General features: G+C 39.6%; 14 protein-coding genes. 2 read left to right on the top strand and 12 right to left on the bottom strand.

Annotated elements, in window-relative coordinates; translation table 11 throughout:
• Window positions 1-60: 60 nt before the first annotated feature.
• From R2S10_RS11260 to R2S10_RS11290, 7 genes are all read right to left on the bottom strand, one after another.
• Window positions 61-3,171, bottom strand: a complete 3,111-nt coding sequence (locus R2S10_RS11260) for a SusC/RagA family TonB-linked outer membrane protein (protein WP_316840539.1) — start codon at window positions 3,169-3,171, stop codon at window positions 61-63.
• Between the two features lie 101 nt (window positions 3,172-3,272).
• The gene (locus tag R2S10_RS11265) at window positions 3,273-4,463 is read right to left on the bottom strand and encodes an ROK family protein (RefSeq protein ID WP_316840540.1); all 1,191 of its coding nucleotides are present in this window, start codon (window positions 4,461-4,463) and stop codon (window positions 3,273-3,275) included.
• Between the two features lie 211 nt (window positions 4,464-4,674).
• The gene (lepB, locus tag R2S10_RS11270) at window positions 4,675-5,877 is read right to left on the bottom strand and encodes a signal peptidase I (RefSeq protein WP_316840541.1); all 1,203 of its coding nucleotides are present in this window, start codon (window positions 5,875-5,877) and stop codon (window positions 4,675-4,677) included.
• A 6-nt stretch (window positions 5,878-5,883) separates the two neighbouring features.
• Window positions 5,884-6,624, bottom strand: a complete 741-nt coding sequence (gene dapB, locus R2S10_RS11275; protein WP_316840542.1) for a 4-hydroxy-tetrahydrodipicolinate reductase — start codon at window positions 6,622-6,624, stop codon at window positions 5,884-5,886.
• A gap of 44 nt (window positions 6,625-6,668) precedes the next feature.
• Window positions 6,669-7,349, bottom strand: coding sequence for a DUF5683 domain-containing protein (locus R2S10_RS11280; protein WP_316840543.1), 681 nt, complete (start codon window positions 7,347-7,349; stop codon window positions 6,669-6,671).
• Window positions 7,349-8,269: a ParB/RepB/Spo0J family partition protein gene (locus R2S10_RS11285; protein ID WP_316840544.1), complete on the bottom strand. Its 921-nt coding sequence runs from the start codon at window positions 8,267-8,269 to the stop codon at window positions 7,349-7,351. Before R2S10_RS11285 ends, R2S10_RS11280 begins: the two co-directional genes overlap by 1 nt.
• A gap of 10 nt (window positions 8,270-8,279) precedes the next feature.
• The gene (locus R2S10_RS11290; RefSeq protein WP_316840545.1) at window positions 8,280-9,083 is read right to left on the bottom strand and encodes an AAA family ATPase; all 804 of its coding nucleotides are present in this window, start codon (window positions 9,081-9,083) and stop codon (window positions 8,280-8,282) included.
• A gap of 184 nt (window positions 9,084-9,267) precedes the next feature.
• Here R2S10_RS11290 and R2S10_RS11295 point away from each other — a divergent pair, with 184 nt between their 5' ends.
• Window positions 9,268-9,789: an NAD(P)H-dependent oxidoreductase gene (locus tag R2S10_RS11295; RefSeq protein ID WP_316840546.1), complete on the top strand. Its 522-nt coding sequence runs from the start codon at window positions 9,268-9,270 to the stop codon at window positions 9,787-9,789.
• A 3-nt stretch (window positions 9,790-9,792) separates the two neighbouring features.
• Here R2S10_RS11295 and R2S10_RS11300 read toward each other — a convergent pair whose 3' ends face one another.
• The gene (locus R2S10_RS11300) at window positions 9,793-10,248 is read right to left on the bottom strand and encodes a hypothetical protein (RefSeq protein ID WP_316840547.1); all 456 of its coding nucleotides are present in this window, start codon (window positions 10,246-10,248) and stop codon (window positions 9,793-9,795) included.
• 18 nt (window positions 10,249-10,266) lie between these two features.
• Here R2S10_RS11300 and R2S10_RS11305 point away from each other — a divergent pair, with 18 nt between their 5' ends.
• Complete coding sequence (locus R2S10_RS11305) at window positions 10,267-11,925, top strand: ABC transporter substrate-binding protein (protein ID WP_316840548.1); 1,659 nt, start codon at window positions 10,267-10,269, stop codon at window positions 11,923-11,925.
• A 97-nt stretch (window positions 11,926-12,022) separates the two neighbouring features.
• Here R2S10_RS11305 and R2S10_RS11310 read toward each other — a convergent pair whose 3' ends face one another.
• The 4 genes from R2S10_RS11310 to R2S10_RS11325 form a co-directional block, all read right to left on the bottom strand.
• Window positions 12,023-14,476, bottom strand: a complete 2,454-nt coding sequence (locus tag R2S10_RS11310; RefSeq protein WP_316840549.1) for an outer membrane beta-barrel family protein — start codon at window positions 14,474-14,476, stop codon at window positions 12,023-12,025.
• Window positions 14,477-14,919: 443 nt separating this feature from the next.
• The gene (leuS, locus tag R2S10_RS11315; RefSeq protein WP_316840550.1) at window positions 14,920-17,727 is read right to left on the bottom strand and encodes a leucine--tRNA ligase; all 2,808 of its coding nucleotides are present in this window, start codon (window positions 17,725-17,727) and stop codon (window positions 14,920-14,922) included.
• A 103-nt stretch (window positions 17,728-17,830) separates the two neighbouring features.
• Window positions 17,831-19,102, bottom strand: coding sequence for a chloride channel protein (locus R2S10_RS11320; RefSeq protein WP_316840551.1), 1,272 nt, complete (start codon window positions 19,100-19,102; stop codon window positions 17,831-17,833).
• 179 nt (window positions 19,103-19,281) lie between these two features.
• A complete protein-coding gene (locus R2S10_RS11325) occupies window positions 19,282-19,698 on the bottom strand; it encodes a lipocalin family protein (protein ID WP_316840552.1) in 417 nt (138 codons plus the stop codon).
• Window positions 19,699-19,829 lie beyond the last annotated feature (131 nt).

Raw genomic sequence — 19,829 nt, forward strand, 5'->3', positions numbered from 1 at the left:
TTTTATAATTGTTTTCATCAGAATCTTGTTTTATAAAGGAAATATCCTTTGTTAAAAAAATTAGAAGCCTAGCGTTAAGTTAAATAAGAATGTACGTGTAGTTGGTGCGCTGAAGTTTTCAAATCCAGTAGCATTACTACCTGTTGCATATACAGACTCTGGATCAACACCATTCATGTCACCTGAAATTAACCATACATTGTTACAGGAAATACCAATTTTTGCGCGTTGAATAGGTGTTTTAGAAAGGAATTTGGTTGGAATAGAATAATTTAACTGAACATTTCTTAAGCGAATATTAGTTGCATCATAGATGTTTTCTTCCCCGATTCCAAGGTTTCCATAGCTATGAACTTTAGCCCAATATCTTTCTGGAGTTACCGGAATGCTATTCTGAACATATTGGCTACCATTTAAGATCACACCATTCACTACCATATTTTCTCTTAAACCATTAGGAGCTGTAATTGCTGCAGTTCCATTTTCCTGCATTGCAGCATTGGTTCCAGAGAAGATCTGACCACCAAAACGTGCGTCAACAAGGAATGACAATCCAAATCCTTTGTAAGCAAAACTGTTGGTAAAGCCCAATAAAGCTGTTGCCTGTTGATTTCCAAGTCTCGTTTTTTGTAAACCTCTTTGAGGCAAACCATCTGCATCAAGAATTAATTGGCCATTAAATGGACTTGAAGCATCTTCTACTCTAAGGTATTTACTTCCATAGATCTCACCAAATTTCTGACCTGTCACGGCTAATACATATACATCGTCAAAACCGCCTAGACCATACTCTTTTAACTCAGGAGTTAGTGCTTTAATTGTATTGTTATTTCTTGAGAAGTTTAGCATCATATTCCAATTCAAACCATCCTGGTTTGACATCATTTTTGCGTCCACCATTGCTTCGAATCCAGTATTTTGAATATCACCGGCATTTACTCTCCTTTTTTCATAACCACTTAGTGGATCCATTCCGATCGTTAATAACTGTCTCGTTGCGTTTGACTTATAATAAGCAATATCAAAACCGAATTTACTATCGAAGAATCTCATCTCTGCACCTACTTCGAATGCTTTAATTAGCTCACTTTTAACATTAGGATCATTTAAAATTTTATCTCTTGAAGCTGTTGTATTTCCATTTGGATCCTTAGAGATCGTATAAGTATTGTACAACTGATAAGCACCAAGATCATTACCTACTTCAGCATAAGATGCTCTTACTTTACCGTAGCTCATCCATGAAGGCAATGTGCCACCTGTTTTAGTAATCATATCAGAAAACACGAAAGAGGTACTAATTGAGGGATAAAAATAAGAACGGTTGTTGTTGTTCAAAGTAGAAGTCCAGTCATTTCTAAAGGTCAGGTCAAGGAACAAATACTGATCCCAGTTAAGCTGTCCTGATCCATACACCGAGTTGATCTTTTTTCTATTGAAATCTTCCTCGATAGTTGCTCTGTTTACACCGTTGTTTAATGAGAAAAAGTTTGGCACAACTAATTCACCTGAATTTGCACTTATGCCGGAACGTTTACTAGACATTAAGTTTCCACCCAAGGTGATTACACCACCAACTTTACTGAATAAATTATCTTGTTTCGCAGTAATTAAAGTACTAAAATTGGTTTCACTGAAGACATTCTTACCAGTACTGTATCTTCCTGTAGATACAATCGGACTACCGCCATACACCTTATTCTCTGTGTTGGTTGTATACATATCGGCACCACCTTTTACTTCTGCAGTTAACCAGTTATTGAATTGATACTTTAATGATCCGTTCATTAAGAAACGATCTCTGATATCCTGATTCAAGTTATATTGACGTGCCCAATAAGGGTTGATCTGATTGCCACCTCCGTACCATAACATAGAACCATCTTCTTTTGTCGCCGCACTAAAATCACGAATATCGATTGATCTTGGCAAGTTATAAATTGCTGAAAAGGCATTCTCGCTTCTTGACCCTAATATTGGTCTGTTTTCTGCATTGGTATTGCTGTACTGAACCTTAGTATCTGTGGTCCAACGGTCGTCCTTTCCAAATTTACTTACAGCTCTAGCTGTCATATTTGTTCTGGTTAGTTTGACGCCAGGAATAATGCTTCTATCGTCTGCACGATTTAAGGAAGTATAAATAGAGGTTCCTTTGAATTGCTGTTGAAATGAAATTCCATTATTTAAGGAAATACCATTCTGAAAATAATTCCCTATGTTATCATAGCTTTGAAGCGGTACTTGCTCACCGTTCCACTTGGTCACCATTTGACCTTCAATTTTAGGTCCCCAACTTCCGTTTGAGATATTCTTATAAATACTGTTTTCCCCTTGTCCGAATGAATTTTGCAAATCAGGACCTGTTAAGATACTCTCAATTCCCAGAGAAGAGGTAACAGTAATACCAAGGCCATTTTGTGCCTTTCCTGATTTTGTGGTAATTAAGATTACCCCATTACCTGCTCTTGATCCATAAAGTGCCGAGGCTGAAGGTCCCTTAAGCACCGACATACTTTCGATATCTTCCGGGTTGATATCAGCTAAACCGTTACCCATATCAAGACCTGGATTAGAAAAATCGTTATTTTTAGCACCTGTAAAATTTTCCATTGGAATACCATCTACCACAATTAAAGGTTGGTTATCACCTGTAAGTGAGTTGTTTCCTCTTAAGGTAATTTTTGATGAACCAGCCGGCCCGCTACTTGAGCGCGTAATTTGTAAACCAGCAACCTTACCTGACAATGCGTTTACCAGGTTTGGCTCTCTGGCTTCAACCAGAGATTCACCTTTAAGTTCCTGCATGGCATATCCTAAAGATTTCTTTTCTCTTTTGATACCTAATGCAGTAACGACCACCTCATTTAATTTATTCTCATCATCCTGAAGAACGACATTAATATTTGTCGTATTTCCTACGTTTACCTCTTTAGAACTTAAACCTACTGAAGAAAAAACTAAGGTTGCACCTGCTTTTACTGTGATGCTAAACTTTCCATCTGCGTTAGTTGAAGTTCCATTTTTAGAGCCCTTTTCTGTGACACTTACGCCAGGGATGGGCAGCCCTGATTTTTCCGTCACCGTTCCGGTAACCTTTTGTTGCGCATAAGCAGTTATTGTTATTACGCTTAATAACAAAACGGCCATACACTTTAAGTACATCTGTTTCATCTTGTAAAGATTTAATTGTTAAAATTTAGGTTAATTGTTGATACTCCTGTTGCATTTAAAAGCTTTTAGCTTATCCCTAGACTAAAAAACTTCATATATATTTAATTAAAATTACAGTTCTCGATAACCAGTGTCGCGGCACCCAAAAGTCCCGATTCAGTACCTAATTCAGATACTTTTACGTCTGTATGTTCTGCTAATCGCGGGATACAAAACTCATGAATAGCTTGTTGAATTGGCGCCATCATCATTTTTCCTGCGATAGTTCCTCTTCCTCCCAACACAATTAATTCGGGATTAATGATATGAATTAGGGTAGCCAGACCTTTTCCGATGAGGAAAGCGGCATCTGCCAAGATCGAAACCGCTAATGGATCTCCTGCTTTGGCTGCTTCCAAGAAGTGATCACCATGAAGTTTGCTGGTATCAAGGAAGCGTTGCTCCAGACTTGAACTCATCCCCTCTTCAATTTGCAATTTTGCTCTTTCTACCAATACCAATAAAGAAGTATCTACTTCCAGACAGCCTCTTTTACCACAGGAGCATAGTTTATTGCTTTGCGACAATGGAATATGGCTAAACTCGCCAGCATATCCACTGTGGCCTCTAAACAAGCTTCCGTTGATGATCATCCCCAGGCCAATCCCCCAACCTACGTTAACGACCATCACATCATTCAAGCCTTTACCAGCTCCAAACTTTAGTTCTGCGAGTGCGATCAAACTGGAATCATTGTCGATGAATACTGGTAATCCCAGTTCATCCGTTAAATGTTTCCTTAAATTCACATCGCCTTGTACGTTAAAGAAAGTATGATTAACCCCTTCTGCAGCATTCACAAAGCCGGGCATACCTATACCTACACCTAATATTTGGTGTAGAGGAATACCTGATTCTAAAATATAGTTTTTAAGGACGCTGATTAAAGTTTGCGTAACAGCCGGATCATCTTTCAGGCTGAACTGCAACAGTTGAGGTTCGATGCGCACTTGATTCAATAAATCATATATGGCTATCTGAGTCACCAATTGATCCATGGCAACAGCGATGATAAATCTTTGTTTCTTTTTATTTAAAAGAAAGGTTAAAGCTCTTCTGCCCCCAGTAGATGGGGCAAGACCAGATTCCAATACATATCCATCCGCAACCAGATCATTCACAACAGTGGTGATTAGAGGCAGGCTCTTATGTGTAAGGTTACTCAATTCGGTCAGGGTTAACATCTTCCCGTAATACAAGTGCTTTATCACATCAGTCCTTAGCTGGCGATATTTTTTAATACTGGCTGTCAAAGTTTTTGGTTTAGTAGTTCAAACTTAAAATATATTTATCACAAAACCATCATACTTATTAAATTATTTTTTAAGTAATCAGCACTTGAACTTAAAACACATAAAGATTTATGGCTTAAGCGTATAGATAGTGGGATTACAAGCCAGAAATTCTTTGTTAAAAAAAAACGGCTGATGCGATGCATCAGCCGTTTTTACAAGGTTATTATATTTAGTTAATTCCTCTGAACAATCTATTCCATCTGATTTTACTAAAGAAAGAACCGTCGGTATTATAGCTCATCCAGATAAACAATGCTTTTCCAACAATATGGTCTTCTGGTACAAAACCCCAGTAACGGGAATCTGCAGATTTGTGACGATTGTCTCCCATCATCCAGTAGTAATCCATTTTAAAGGTATAACTATCGGCAGGAACGCCATTGATCAACCAACCTTTACCAGATTTCTCCAGTTTGTTTCCTTCATAAATGCGGATACTTCTTTCATAAAGCGGCATAGTTGCACTATCTAACTTAACCGTCCAGCCTCTTTTAGGGATAATAATTGGTCCGAAGTTATCTACGTTCCAGTCACTGTTCTGATCAAAAGGGAAAATATCCGGATCTTTTTTACCTGCAGGTTCCGTAATTTCCTGTACTGATTGTACGAAATTCAATTTGCGTACTTTGTCTAACATTTCAGCAGTACCTGTAAATTGGTAGGTATTTTCACTGATGGGTACCACTTCTTCATTGTTAGCCACCTTAAATCCAATATCTTCAATGACCTGAAAATTCACATCGGCAGTTTTAAACACTACATTGTAGGTCATCTGTCCAGTGTTTTTCAAAACATCAGCTTTACCATTTAGGTACACCAGTCCATTTTTCATGCTGATGGTATCACCGGCAATCCCAATACATCTTTTGATATAGTTTTCTCTTTTATCTACCGGGCGACTTACAATTGTAAACTGACTGTTTACCTGTTTCCATCCCAGTGAACGTACCATTTGGTAGTAATCCTGATCCTGGTATTCTAATGCAACGGTATCTCCTTGCGGATAATTGAATACTACAACATCGTTTCTTTTGATATCTGAAAGACCTGGTAACCTACGGAACTTCCACTGTACGCCATCCCAATATGCTTTAGTACCCGTAATTGGCATTGTATGGTGAGCAAATGGGAAAGCAACCGGTGTCATAGGAATCCTTGCACCATAATTCACTTTACTTACAAATAAGAAATCGCCTACCAGTAACGACCTTTCCATGGAGGCGGTAGGGATGGTATAGGCTTCAATAAAAAACACCCGGATAATGGTGGCTGCTATAACCGCAAACAAAATGGCATCGAACCATTCGCGGCTTTTGGTTTTCTTCTTACCTGGCTTGGCATCTTTGTTCTTTTGCCAGAATTTCCAATTCATACTTTTCTATTTAAAATTAAATATATCGGCTATGTTATAAAAGCCTTGTTTATTTTGCAACCACTCCGCTGCAACTATAGCACCCAAAGCAAAACCAGCACGGTTATGTGCGGTATGTTTTATCTCAATATCGTCCACTTCAGAACTATACACTACGGTATGTGTTCCTGGAACATTTTCAATGCGGTGAGATTCAATCAACACCTGTTCTTTTTTAATGACTTCATCAAATGGATTACCCACCAGTTCATTTACCCATTCTTTTTTACTGTCCAGCTCTTCAATAATGCCTTCGGCGATGGTCATTGCGGTACCACTTGGTGAATCCAGTTTTTGTGTGTGGTGAATTTCCTCTACTTGCACATCATAAGCAGGATAATTGTTCATTACTTTTGCCAGGACCTGATTGATATGGAAAAAGATATTAACCCCGATGCTGAAGTTTGATCCATACAATAGGGTATTGTTACTGCTTAAACACTCATTTTTGACTTCCTGAAGCTGTCCATACCAACCTGTAGAACCAACAACGATAGGCACATTGGCTTCAAAGCAAAGGTAAATGTTACCGATTGCTGCATCAGGAATACTAAAATCAATGGCTACATCTGCTTTAGACAAGTTAGCTATGTTAAGGTCTTCCTGATTAGTTGAGTTGATTTTCAGGACCACTTCATGGCCTCTTTCCAAAGCAAAACGTTCAATGATCTGACCCATTTTACCGTAACCCAATAGTGCTATTTTCATTTTCGTTGGTTCAATTAGTAATTTATATTGTTTCGCCGGGGCGATTAAAAGTTGACTGCGATTTTTAGCCCTGGTGTTGGCAAATATAACCCGTACATCGTATTATTTCCATACATGCTGTTGTTATTGATGATTGTAGGCCCGACTTTAACCGACACATCGCCAACATCAAAATATTTCAATCGTGCATCTACATAAGCGTCTACGATATTCAAAAGATAGAGCCCAACAAAAGAGAATAGGATCACATCCTTATTTCTTCTGTAAGTATCCTTTGCGGTAATCAGATTCGGCGTACTCACATTTGCATAACGGTCATCGGGGTCCCCATCCGGCAAATTAGGATCATTTGGAAATTGAAGTTTTAAAGCTGCTTTTTCCCGTTCCTGCAATTCTTTCAGAAAGATGTGGTAGTTCTTATTGTTGTCGATATAGGAGATCGTCAGCAAAGTTGCACCGGTATAGAGACCGGCCACTTTTAAACCACGATAAATATTCAGGCCGCTTCTTATCTGGCCCAATCCAGGTACGATCGCAGAGCGAAACAATGCCCGTCTACCGGCAATTTTACCAGGATTTACATATTTAGGTTTTAAAGTATCTACTTTATTTTTTACCGGAGGATTTACTACGGCACTGTCTTTTTTAATGGGAGTAACTTCCTGCGCATTGGCTGCGATGGAAGCGCCAAACAATAAAGCCGACAAAAGAAAAGCCTTTGACATTACCAATCTAATAATTCTAAAATTCTGCTTAAGTCATCTTCCGACATAAAAGGAATTTCAATTGCACCTTTACCGTTCTCGCCTACTTTAAGTTTCACTTTCGTAGAAAACTTGGTAGCGAGGTCTTTCTGCAATTTTTGATATTCAAAAGACACGCCATTTGGCTGCTTAGGACGTTTTGCATGTAGATCTATGCTATTGATGCTCCTTACCAGCTCTTCTACTTTTCTTACGGATAGGCCTTTATCGATGATTTCTCTGTGAATAAAAAGCTGTTTCTCTACATCTTCCACATTGATTAATGCACGGGCATGGCCCATAGATATTTTCTGGTCTCTGATAGAGATTTGAATCGATGGTGGCAATTTCAGTAATCGCAGGTAATTGGTTACGGTAGTTCTGTTTTTACCGACACGTTCGCCGAGTTGTTCTTGTTTTAAGTTACACTCTTCGAGCATTCTTTGGAAAGACAATGCGACTTCGATGGCATTCAGGTTTTCACGTTGAATGTTCTCGATTAACGCCATTTCCAGCATTTGCTGGTCATTGGCATTGCGCACATAAGCGGGAATTTCAGTAAGCCCTGCCAATTTGGAAGCTCTTAACCTACGTTCACCCGAAATCAGTTGATACCTGTTTCCTGTTTGCTTTCTAACGGTAATTGGCTGAATCAGGCCTTGCACTTTAATGGACTCAGAAAGTTCAATTAGCGCAACCTCATCAAATTCCGTACGTGGCTGGTATGGATTGGTATCAATATCAGTAATTTTGATATGTCCAATAGCACTATTATTGCTACTTTCCTGCCTGTTTTCGCTTACAGGATTGACTCCGTTTTTCGGTGGATTAACCGAGTCGCTGTCATCTAAAAGCGCACTTAATCCTTTACCTAAACCTGTTTTTCGCTGAAAAGATGTCATTAAAATAGTTTTATATAATTGCTTTATTTACATCCTGCGCTTCTGTTACCAATCCGTTTTTACGAACGATTTCACGTGCCAGGTTCAAATAGTTGATCGCCCCTTTACAGTTGGCATCATGCATGATGACCGATATACCATAACTAGGCGCCTCACTCAGGCGTGTATTTCTCTGTATGATAGTTTCAAAAACCAGGTCCTGGAAATGGGTTCTTACTTCTTCTACTACCTGGTTTGACAAGCGTAAACGCACATCATACATGGTCAATAGAATCCCTTCGATTTCCAATTCTGGATTTAGGCGATTTTGCACGATCTTAATGGTGTTCAGCAACTTACCTAGACCTTCCAATGCAAAATATTCACATTGAACAGGAATGATTACGGAATCCGCAGCGGTCAATGCATTAATGGTGATTAAGCCTAGAGATGGGGAACAATCCACGATAATAAAATCGTATTGATCTTTCACTTTCTCCAGCACCGCTTTCATTTTATATTCCCTGTTGTTCAAATTGATCATCTCAATTTCCGCACCTACCAGATCGATATGTGCAGGGAGCAGGTCTAAATTAGGGGTTTCTGTTTTTTGGATGGCATCCATCGGTTCGATATCATTGATGATACACTCGTAGATGCTATTTTTGATACTCCTTGGGTCAAAACCGATACCTGAGGTAGAGTTAGCCTGCGGGTCTGCGTCAACCAATAAAGTTCTGTATTCCAGTACGGCTAAACTTGCGGCTAAGTTTATAGATGAAGTCGTTTTACCTACACCACCTTTTTGATTTGCCAATGCAATAATTTTACTCATTTATCTTTTTAATAATTACCAATTATTTACTGAAGGCTTGCTGTTACCTGTATTAAATCTATAAAAAATGCTATTTTTGTATTGATTTAGGCACATTTTAACGATTAGCTAAGATACAAACAATTTGACACTTACTGCATAGCCCCAATATAGTGTTTTACACATCTTATTAACAATTTTTTACATGATCACCATCATCTCTGGAACAAACAGACCTGGAAGTAATACGCTGAAAATATCAAAATATTATCAAAAAGTACTGGCAGAAAAAGGATTAGAAACGCAGCTCTTCAGTCTGGAGCAGTTACCGGACAACTTGATCGCTTCCGATCTATATGGAAAGAGAAGTCCGGAGTTCGAACCGATTCAGGAAATGATGAGTAACACCAGCAAATTTCTGTTTGTGATTCCGGAATACAATGGCAGTTTCCCTGGTGTGCTAAAAACCTTCATTGATGCTTGTCAATTTCCAGATAGTTTTTACGATAAGAAGGCTGCTTTAGTAGGGATTTCGTCCGGAAAATATGGCAATATCAGGGGCATTGATCATTTCGGAGGCGTATGTAGTTACCTCCACTTAAATGTACTCCCATTAAGGATTCATATTTCGATTGTCAAAACGGAACTAAATGAGCTGGATGAGATTTTCAAGGAAGACACCTTAAAATTCACCAACCAGCAAATGGACAAATTTATCGCGTTTTAGTTTTTATACGCCGAAGCTGCTCCAGCTTTTACCTTCATTTCCGAAAACAAAGTATCCCGGGTACAGCATTTCTGCGATATCTTCCAGTAAGGCTACCCATTCTTCGGGGCTTGAGGCGGCTGCAGCCTGATCATCCAGCAAATAAACACGGTTGTATTCTACTGCCGGCCATTCTTTCTGTAATAAGGAAGGGACAACTCCCATCATTCCCAGCATACTTGCGCCCTGTTCCACATAGATGATCACTCTTGCCTGGCTTAGATCGGCTTGCAAAACACCACCAGCGTCATTAATAAGACCTTCCAGATCGCAGTTTAAATGGTTTTCAGTATCCAAACAAGCGACAGACACCTTTTCCATAAATTTTATTTTATGCTGGACAAGATCCACACGCTCCTGAAGCATTTCATTTAACGCTTCATCTTCCACCTTATTTATAACTGCATTTAAAAAAGACATATTGATTTATTTATTACTTTGTGCAAAATTAGTATTCCTACACCGATGCGTCGTATTATCGCCCATATTTTTTACGGATTATTACTGTTTGTCTTTGTAGCCTGCGGCAGAAAGGGCGAAGAGGAGGAAAAGAAAGTGTTCCATATGAACCTTGATCAGAACCTCACCTCTCTCGATCCAGCCTTCGCGCGCAATCAAAATGCGCTGTGGATGGTGAACCAAGTTTTCAATGGATTGGTACAAATTGATAGTAACCTGAATACCTTACCCTGCATTGCGAAAAGCTGGGAAATATCTGAAGATGGCTTAAACTATACTTTTCATTTGAGAGGCGATGTCTATTTCCATGACGACCCTACATTTCCTGGTGGAAAAGGTAGAAAAGTAGTGGCGGATGATTTTGTCTACAGTTTTTATCGCTTAATCGACCCGAAAGTCGCTTCTTCCGGGAGTTGGATATTTAGTGATAAAGTAAAAGACCAGCATAATTTCCTTGCCATCAACGATTCTACTTTTCAAATTAAGCTCATCAAGCCCTTCCCTCCCTTTTTAAGTCTGCTGACCGCCCAATATGCTTCGGTAGTGCCAAAAGAAGTGGTGGAGCATTATGGTAAAGATTTCCGCAGCCATCCTATTGGCACCGGTCCTTTTAAATTTAAGTACTGGAAAGAAGATGAGGTACTGGTATTCCTGAAAAATGAAAAATACTGGGAAAAAGACAATGGCCATCAATTGCCTTACCTGGATGCAGTAAAAGTCACTTTTATCAGCGATAAGCAAAGTGCTTTCATGAATTTCATCAAAAAAGACCTTGATTTCTTTGATAAAGTGGATGGGAGCTACCGGGATGACATCCTGACCAAGAGTGGGAAGATGACCAAGAAATACAAAGGGGATTTTCAATTGATCAAAAGTCCCTATCTCTGCACAGAATACCTGGGCTTTTTAGTAGATACCTCTAAAAGCATTGCCAAAAACTCTCCGGTAAAATATTTAAAAGTGAGGCAAGCGATCAATTATGCGATTGACAAGCCCAAGCTGATCAAATACCTCAGAAACAGCATTGGTATTCCTGCGACTGCTGGATTTGTACCTCAAGGGATGCCGGGGTTCGATAGCACCGTAGTGAAAGGCTACCATTATGAACCAGAAAAAGCAGCCCGGTTATTGGCTGAGGCAGGTTATCCAAATGGAAAAGGGATGCCACAAATTACCCTGAGTACCTCTACTACTTATAAAGACCTGATGGAATTTATACAGGGTGAGTTGAATGCAATTGGGATTAAAGTAAAAGTAGATGCTAGTCCGAATGCGAGCTTAAGGGATATGATGTCTAAAAACGCGGTTAACTTTTTCCGGGGTTCCTGGATTGCCGATTATGGTGATGCTGAAAACTACCTTGCGGTATTTTACTCTAAAAACAAAGTACCCAATGGTCCAAATTACACGGGTTATTTCAACAAAGACTACGACCGCTTATTTGAAAGCAGTTATTATGAAAACGATCCACAGAAAAGATTTAAACTTTATCAAAAGATGGACAGTATGGTCATGACCTATGCCAATATTGTTCCGATACTTTACGATCAATCCTTGATCATGTTGCAGAATAACATTAGCGGTTATCCTTTAAACCCATTAAATCTTATGATTCTAAAGCGCGTTAAAAAGCAATAAAAAAGACCTTTCCTCTTTTAAGGGAAAGGTCTTTTTATGGCTATCAAGGTCTGGTTGTTTATTCAGACCTTTTTTTAGTCTTTTCTCTTTGGAAGCCTTAGTTTTGAACGCCTCCCATTCCACCTTCTTCTTCTTTCTTCACATCATCATTTTTCACTCCTTTTTTAGATTGAGTAAATTTCAGCTTACCGAATTTATAGCTAAAATTGATACCAAAAGAGCGCAATGGATAATGGATATTGGTAGATTGCTCGTAGTTAGGTCCTTTATTTACGGTGTTGATCACTAAATCACGACTAAAAGGATTCAAGACATTCAGTCCGATACTTGCTTGTTTGTTCATGATCTCTTTTTTCAGCGCAGCACCATAAAAGTACATGGCATCTGTTTTACCCTGGAAAGTACGTTTTGGAGAATTGACTACTCCCCATAGTTCAGTATTCCAACCACCAGGCAAAGCATAAGCAGAGCGTAAAAAGGCCGTATAGTTTACAAATGTGCCTGTATTTACGTTTTTATTAGAACTGCTGACCTCATAGGTATTCAAGCCAAGATTTGTCATTAAAGTCCATTTTGGTTTAGGATTGTAACTCGCAAACACGTTCATTCCATAAGACTGACTTCTCCCGATATTCAGGTAAGTGGTTAAAAAGCGCTGAGGGTCATTATTTTCTACCGGGATCGGTAAGGTTGCACTTTCAATCACATCTTTTGTGGTACGGTAAAAAACTGAAGCATTGATCACCGATCCTTTAATGAAAGTAGAATAGCCCAATTCCATGTTTTGAGTGATCTCCGGATCTAATCCCGGATTACCACGCATAATATTGAATGGATCACTTTTGTTTTCAAAAGGGTTCAAATAGAACAAACTTGGGCGTTGAATTCTTTTGTTATAACTCAGCTTAACACTAGCTCCTCCTTTTAATGCCTGAGAAATCACCGCACTAGGGAAAAGGTTCGCGTAATCTTTTGAGAACTTATCTTTATGTCCGGATAAGGAATTGATATCGGTATATTCTCCTCTCAATCCAGCTTTAGCGGTGATTTTCTTGCCAATTTTGAAACCTAAAACCCCATAAACCGAAGCTACATTCTGGTCGTAATCAAAATCCTGCAAACTCTCTCCGTAATTACTCTGAATGTTTCTAAAGATCCCCTTTACACCAGTTTCTAAAGTTGTCGTTTTACTCAGCGGATAAACATAATCCGACTGCAACGTATATTCATTATTTTTTCCGGTATTGGCTCCATTGTTAATAATATCGGGAAGCATGATCCCCGGATCGCCCGGTTTCTCGATAAACAGCTCAGGAAATGTTATTCTATTGCTGAAATCGCTGGTATTTCTTCCGGTGGTAAGCTGTGCAGAAACACTGAACTCCTCACCTTCTTTTTTACTTGTTTTCCTATAATCGATATTCCAATCCAGGTTATTGAATCCCATATCCATATCTCTGATATTTACGGATGGGAAACCATTGTTTAACACATTGGAACTACCCGGACCACCATTAGAAAAACGGTTGATCTTTACATTACTGCTGATGTTATGGTAATTGTTAAAATCATAATCTAGTCCAACGCTACCATTATAACCTAAACGAGACCATTTTGAATAGCCATCCTGCGAGGTGGTATTCAAGATACCGTCTGATGAAACAGATTGATTAAAGGAACGTACCAATGAATTTTGAGGATAAGCATGGTTTACACCTAGACTTCCTGTAAGCGATAAACGACCGGTTTTAGCATTCAGATTGAAAGCGCCATTGTTAGAACGTGTACCTACTGAGGTGTTCACACTTCCACTTGTTCCTTCTGCCGATTTCTTTTTAGTGATGATATTAACGATACCTCCAGATCCTTCCGCATCATATTTTGCTGATGGACTGGTGATCACCTCTACGCTTTTGATCTGCTCAGCAGGGATCATTTTCAAGGCATCAGCCACGCTGTTGGCCATAGTTCCTGATGGTTTCCCATTGATCAATACCCTTACCGCAGCACCTCTCATTTGAAGGTTTCCATTGATATCTACGGATAGCATAGGAACTTTACGCATCACATCTGTTGCATCTCCACCGGCATTGGTGATATCCTGCTCTGCATTGTAAACGATTTTATCCACTTTGTTTTCAATCAATGCAGCCTGACCACTAATTTCCACTTCTTTCAGGTTGCTTGCGGTTGGGCTAAGGTAGATCGTTCCCACATTTAAATCTGGTTTCCCAGGAGTGGTTTTCAGGGTAATCACTTTAGTTTTATAGCCCATAAAACCGATAGAAAGTTTATATTCTTCAGGGCTGATGTTAGACAGTGTCAATTTGCCACGCTCATCGGTTACTGCTCCGTTTACAGATTTGTTGTCTTTATTTTTAATTAAGGATACTGTTGCATAGTCAATCGGCTTTTTGCTTATTGAGTCAAGGATTATGGCTGTTATTCTTCCCGTCACCATTTTTTTTGCAGGTCCCCCTGCCATTGGAAACTGTGCATTTGCCCCAATCGTCAGGACCAGACCAAAAAATAAGAGTATAAGTTTTTTCATTTCAGTTTTAGTTTTTAATAGTATAGTCGAACAAGTCCGTGGATTACTTTCCTGTTTTTCAATTAGTCTAACGAAGGTATATATTGTTACAATTTATGGCCAGAGATTTTAGACTTCCGGCAATATTTTTACGGTGAATTGTATGATTTGACCGGTGAAAAATATTTATGGGGAAATGAAGCCTTACTGATCAGGGGGTTAATGGAGTTGTACGCAGGTACTGCTAGGGGTTATGTAGGCCCAGAACCTTAAAAATCCCCCTTCAAAGCCTCCCCAAAGCCTTGCTGTATTTGCAGTATCTCAGCACTCTTTTCCCTAAGCTTTTCTATTCTGCCTAGTTTAAACAGCAAGTTACTATTGTGACAGCCTAGTGGATTCTTTTAAACAACAAAGGCTCCGGACGCATGATCCGGAGCCTTCAATTATTTGTTCTTATACTGTGTTTAGATCACAATATTTACAATACGTCCTTTCACGATAATCACCTTTTTAGGTGCTTTTCCTTCCAGGTATTTTTGTACCTGCTCATCTGCCAATACGATTTCTTCAATCTCTTTAGCTTCTAAAGTCAGGCTTAGATTAAGGTTTAACCTTGTTTTTCCATTTACAGATACTGGATAAGAGAACTCATCTTCTACCATAAATGCAGGGTTGAATTCCGGATATTTTGCATAAGATAAACTTCCTGCATCATGACCCAGACTTGCCCAAAGTTCTTCACAGATATGGGGTGCATAAGGAGAAAGTACAACTACCAAGTCTTCTAATACCTGACGGTTTTTACATTTCAGCTCGGTCAATTCATTTACAGCAATCATAAAGCTGGAAACAGAAGTGTTGAAAGAGAAACGTTCTACATCATCCTGTACCTTTTTAATGATTTTATGCAATGCTTTTAATTCTGCTTTTGAAGGCACAGAATCACTCACATTGAATATCCAAGCATCATTATGGAATAAACGCCAGAATTTTCGAAGGAATTTAAATACGCCTTCAATTCCGTTGGTATTCCATGGTTTACTTTGCTCCAATGGTCCTAAGAACATTTCGTACATTCTTAAGGTATCGGCACCATAGCTGGCGATCAATACATCAGGATTAACAACATTGAATTTAGATTTAGACATTTTCTCTACTTCTACACCACAGATATATTTTCCATTTTCAAGGATAAATTCTGCATCTGCAAATTCAGGTCTGAACAATTTAAAAGCTGGAATATTTAGGATTTCATTTTCTACGATGTTCACATCAACGTGTAATGGCGTAGTTTTATAATCTTTTTTAAGTCCGTAAGAAACTAAAGTATTGGTTCCTTTACCTTCTTCATCCACCACACGGTATACGAAGTTAGATCTACCCTGAATCATTCCCTGATTGATCAGTTTTTTAAATGGCTCTTCCACTTTTACATGTCCAAGGTCTTTCAGGAATTTATTCCAGAAGCGGCTGTATAATAAGTGTCCGGTTGCATGTTCTGAACCACCGATATACAAATCTACATCTTTCCAGTATTCAATAGCCTCTTCCGAAGCAAAGGCAGATTTATTTTTGGCATCCATATAGCGGTACCAGTACCAGCTGGAACCTGCCCAACCTGGCATTGTACTCAATTCATATTCATACTGATCGTCATAACTCCAGTTTTCGGCTCTTGCCAATGGTGGCTCGCCGCTTTCTGTTGGTAGATATTTATCGATTTCAGGAAGCAATAAAGGCAATTCCTCTTCATTGATCAGGTATGGCAAGCCGTTTTTGAAATACACTGGAATTGGCTCTCCCCAATAACGCTGGCGACCAAAGATCGCATCACGCATACGGTAGTTAATTTTTGCTTTTCCTACTTCCTGCTCTTCCAACCAGGTATTTAAAGTTTGAGTAGCTTCGGCATAAGTCATTCCGTTGATGAAACCAGAGTTGATATATTTACCTTCTTTGGTCGAATCGGCCTGAGTTTCGATATCTTTTTGACTATCCAGGATCTGTACGATTGGCAAATTGAAATTCGTTGCAAACAACCAGTCGCGCTGATCACCGCTAGGCACGCCCATTACGGCACCTGTTCCATATCCTGCCAATACATAATCAGCAATCCATAATTGTACACGCTCTCCACTTACCGGATTGATTACATAAGTACCTGTAAATGCACCGGAAACGGTTTTTACATCAGCCATGCGGTCTAATTCCGTTTTTTTCTTGGTTTGAGCGATATATTTATTTACGCCATCCAATTGTTCTGCTTTGGTCAGGGCAATTACTAATTCATGCTCTGGTGCCAATACCAGGTAGGATACTCCAAAAATAGTATCTACACGGGTGGTGAACACTTCGATGAAATCCTGACTTAGTCCACTTAGCTCTGCCGCGCCTTCGATTTTAAAGCGAACGCTTGCGCCAACACTTTTACCGATCCAGTTGCGTTGCATTTCTTTTACCGGTTCTGGCCAGTCGATCGTGTTTAAGCCTTGCAACAATCGCTCTGCATAAGCAGAAATACGCATGCTCCATTGCATCATTTTCTTTTGCTCTACCGGATGACCACCACGTTCTGAGTAGCCACCGATCACTTCATCATTAGCCAATACGGTTCCTAGTGCTGCACACCAGTTCACCGTACTTTCTCTAAGGTAAGTTAAGCGGTATTTTAACAGTTCTTCCTGTTTTTCTTCCGGGGTCATTGTAGCCCAGTCGCTAGGTAGGAAAGACTTGGTATCTTCATCACAAACCGCATTTACATCAGCGCTTCCCGAAGCATTAAATTTCTCGATCAGGCTGGTGATGTCTTCCGCACGGTCAGTTTCCTTGTTATACCAGGAATTGAACAATTGCATGAAGATCCATTGCGTCCATTTATAATATTCAGGCTCACTGGTACGCACTTCTTTACTCCAATCAAAAGAGAAACCGATTTGATCTAATTGTCTTCTGTAAGTATTGATGTTTACTTCCGTTGTTACTGCCGGATGTTGTCCGGTTTGAATGGCATATTGCTCTGCTGGCAAACCGAAGGAATCGTATCCCATCGGGTGCAATACATTGTATCCTTTTAACCTTTTATATCTTGCAAATATATCCGAAGCAATATAACCGAGTGGGTGACCAACATGTAAGCCTGCTCCCGAAGGATAAGGAAACATATCGAGTACGTAAAACTTAGGTTTTGCAGAATGATCTTCTGCTTTAAACGTTTGATTTTGAGCCCAAAACTCTTGCCACTTTTGTTCTATTTCTTTAAATTGATAATCCATTACAGCTTTGCCTTATATCCTTATATATAGCGCGAAAATAAGGAAATAAAGGTTGGATTAGAAACCCTTTCTAAAATAGCTGCTAAAGGGAGGATAAAGAACCTTAAATTCCCAAGCTGCCAAAGAGCATATGTTTCGGCAATTTATTTTCTCTTGCATTGTAAATACTATGGTGACCGGAAGCGAGAAAAGCGACGGTACAAGCAATCGCCACATACCATCCGCAGGAAATACCGAACAATTCAAAAGCCATGATACAACAGGCGATTGGTGTTTTCGCTGCTCCGGAAAATACCGCAACAAAGCCCATTCCTGCAAGGAGTCCGAGGGGTAAAGGAAGAAAAATAGACAGTGCGCTGCCCAGGGTTGCTCCAATAAAAAATAAAGGGGTAACCTCTCCACCTTTAAAGCCGGCGGCAAGTGTGATGGCGGTTAACAAAATCTTAAAGGCGAAATCCTGTGGCTGAGAAGCCTGTTGAAAAGCATCAACAATTACCGGAATCCCTAAGCCAATGTATTTATAGCTACCCAGAATCAGTACGATACCAAGTACAACAACACCTCCTATAACCGGACGAATTGGGGCGTATTTTATCTTTTTGAAAACAAGGGAAAACAAATCGGTGATCCTGACAAAGGAAATTGCGGCTATGCTGAAAGCGAGTCCGGCCAGGATGCTATATACCACAGCCATCATAGAAATTGGGGGAACAAGATCGATGTGGTAATGGGTATGTCCGACGCCCCATAATCCGGTGACATAAGTCCCAATAAAAGCCGATAAAACCGCAGGTAAGATGGCTTTATGTGGAATTTTCCCCATTAATAGCACTTCAATTCCAAAAATAGCTCCTGCCCATGGTGTACCAAAAACGGAGGCAAATCCTGCACTTAATCCTGCAATGAGCAAAATTTTCCGGTCTGCGGCATGGAGTTGAAAAGGTTTATGTAATTGATCGGCTGTAGCCGCAGCCATTTGTAAAGCGGTTCCCTCCCTCCCGGCCGAGCCCCCAAACAAATGGGTGATGATTGTTCCAAACAACACCAAAGGCATCATTTTAAATGGGATGATATCTTTAGGATTGTGAATCGTATCAAAAATCAGGTTATTCCCCCTTTCTACTGTTTTCCCTTTATGGTAATAGAGGAGACCGATAAAAAATCCTGCTACTGGTAAGAGGTAAATGAGTTGAGGATGGCTGGTTCGGAAATCTGTTGCTAAATTTAAAAGACTTAAAAACAACGCGGAGAGTGTCCCCGCAGCAGCTCCAACCAACAAACTGAGTATTGTCCATTTTAACAGATAGCTGAGAATGGTATCCTGGTTAAGAAATCGGAATATTTTGTTTGAAAAGTTGGGATTGTTTTCCGTCATAAAGCAGCCTTTCCAGTTTCAAAATTGGAAGGCTTAAAGCAAATATAAAAAAAGCTGCCCATATTGCTTTTGAAAACAAAAGGGCAGCTTTTAGCTAATAGGGATGCTATTGCCTTTTACCAGATCTGGCACGGTTCCTTTTATAGGAGTTCGTATAGCTCGCGTACCTGTTTTTCTGCTTACCTGCGCAGGTAATATTTTTTAACCTCTTTCGGGTTGGACTCTTGCTGAGTTGCCGTAAATTCAAAGCTATTATCAGTGATGGTATTGACTACACAGTTGAATACTTTGCCGGATAAAGACAGGTTAAGGTCGTCATTTGCCAAAGTAGCATAGGTTCCGAGTGTCCGTAGCCCATTGATCTCCACTTCCACCTGATCATTTTCGTTATTACGGAATTCAAAATAATCTGCAGGCAAACCAGTATAGGGCGCGCTTGCTACTCCTCCGATAGAGGTCTCTATTTTAGTGACTTGCCATTTACCTTCAATTTTCTTTTTTAATGGTCTGGCTGCTCCGGTTTCTTTTTTACATCCTGCAGTGATTCCTGCGATGACAAGGAAGAGCATAGTAAGTAAAGTAAGTTGTTTTTTCATAGGTTGAGTTGTTGTTTTTCAATTTAATTTGACACAAATAGTTGGATTAAGCTTTTGATTTTCAAGGTGGATATCAGATACTTCAGAGAGAATCTCCACTTTTCCTACCTTGGAATCAACAGGAAAATAAC

This window comes from Pedobacter gandavensis (assembly GCF_032678745.1).
Classification (GTDB): domain Bacteria; phylum Bacteroidota; class Bacteroidia; order Sphingobacteriales; family Sphingobacteriaceae; genus Pedobacter; species Pedobacter gandavensis_C.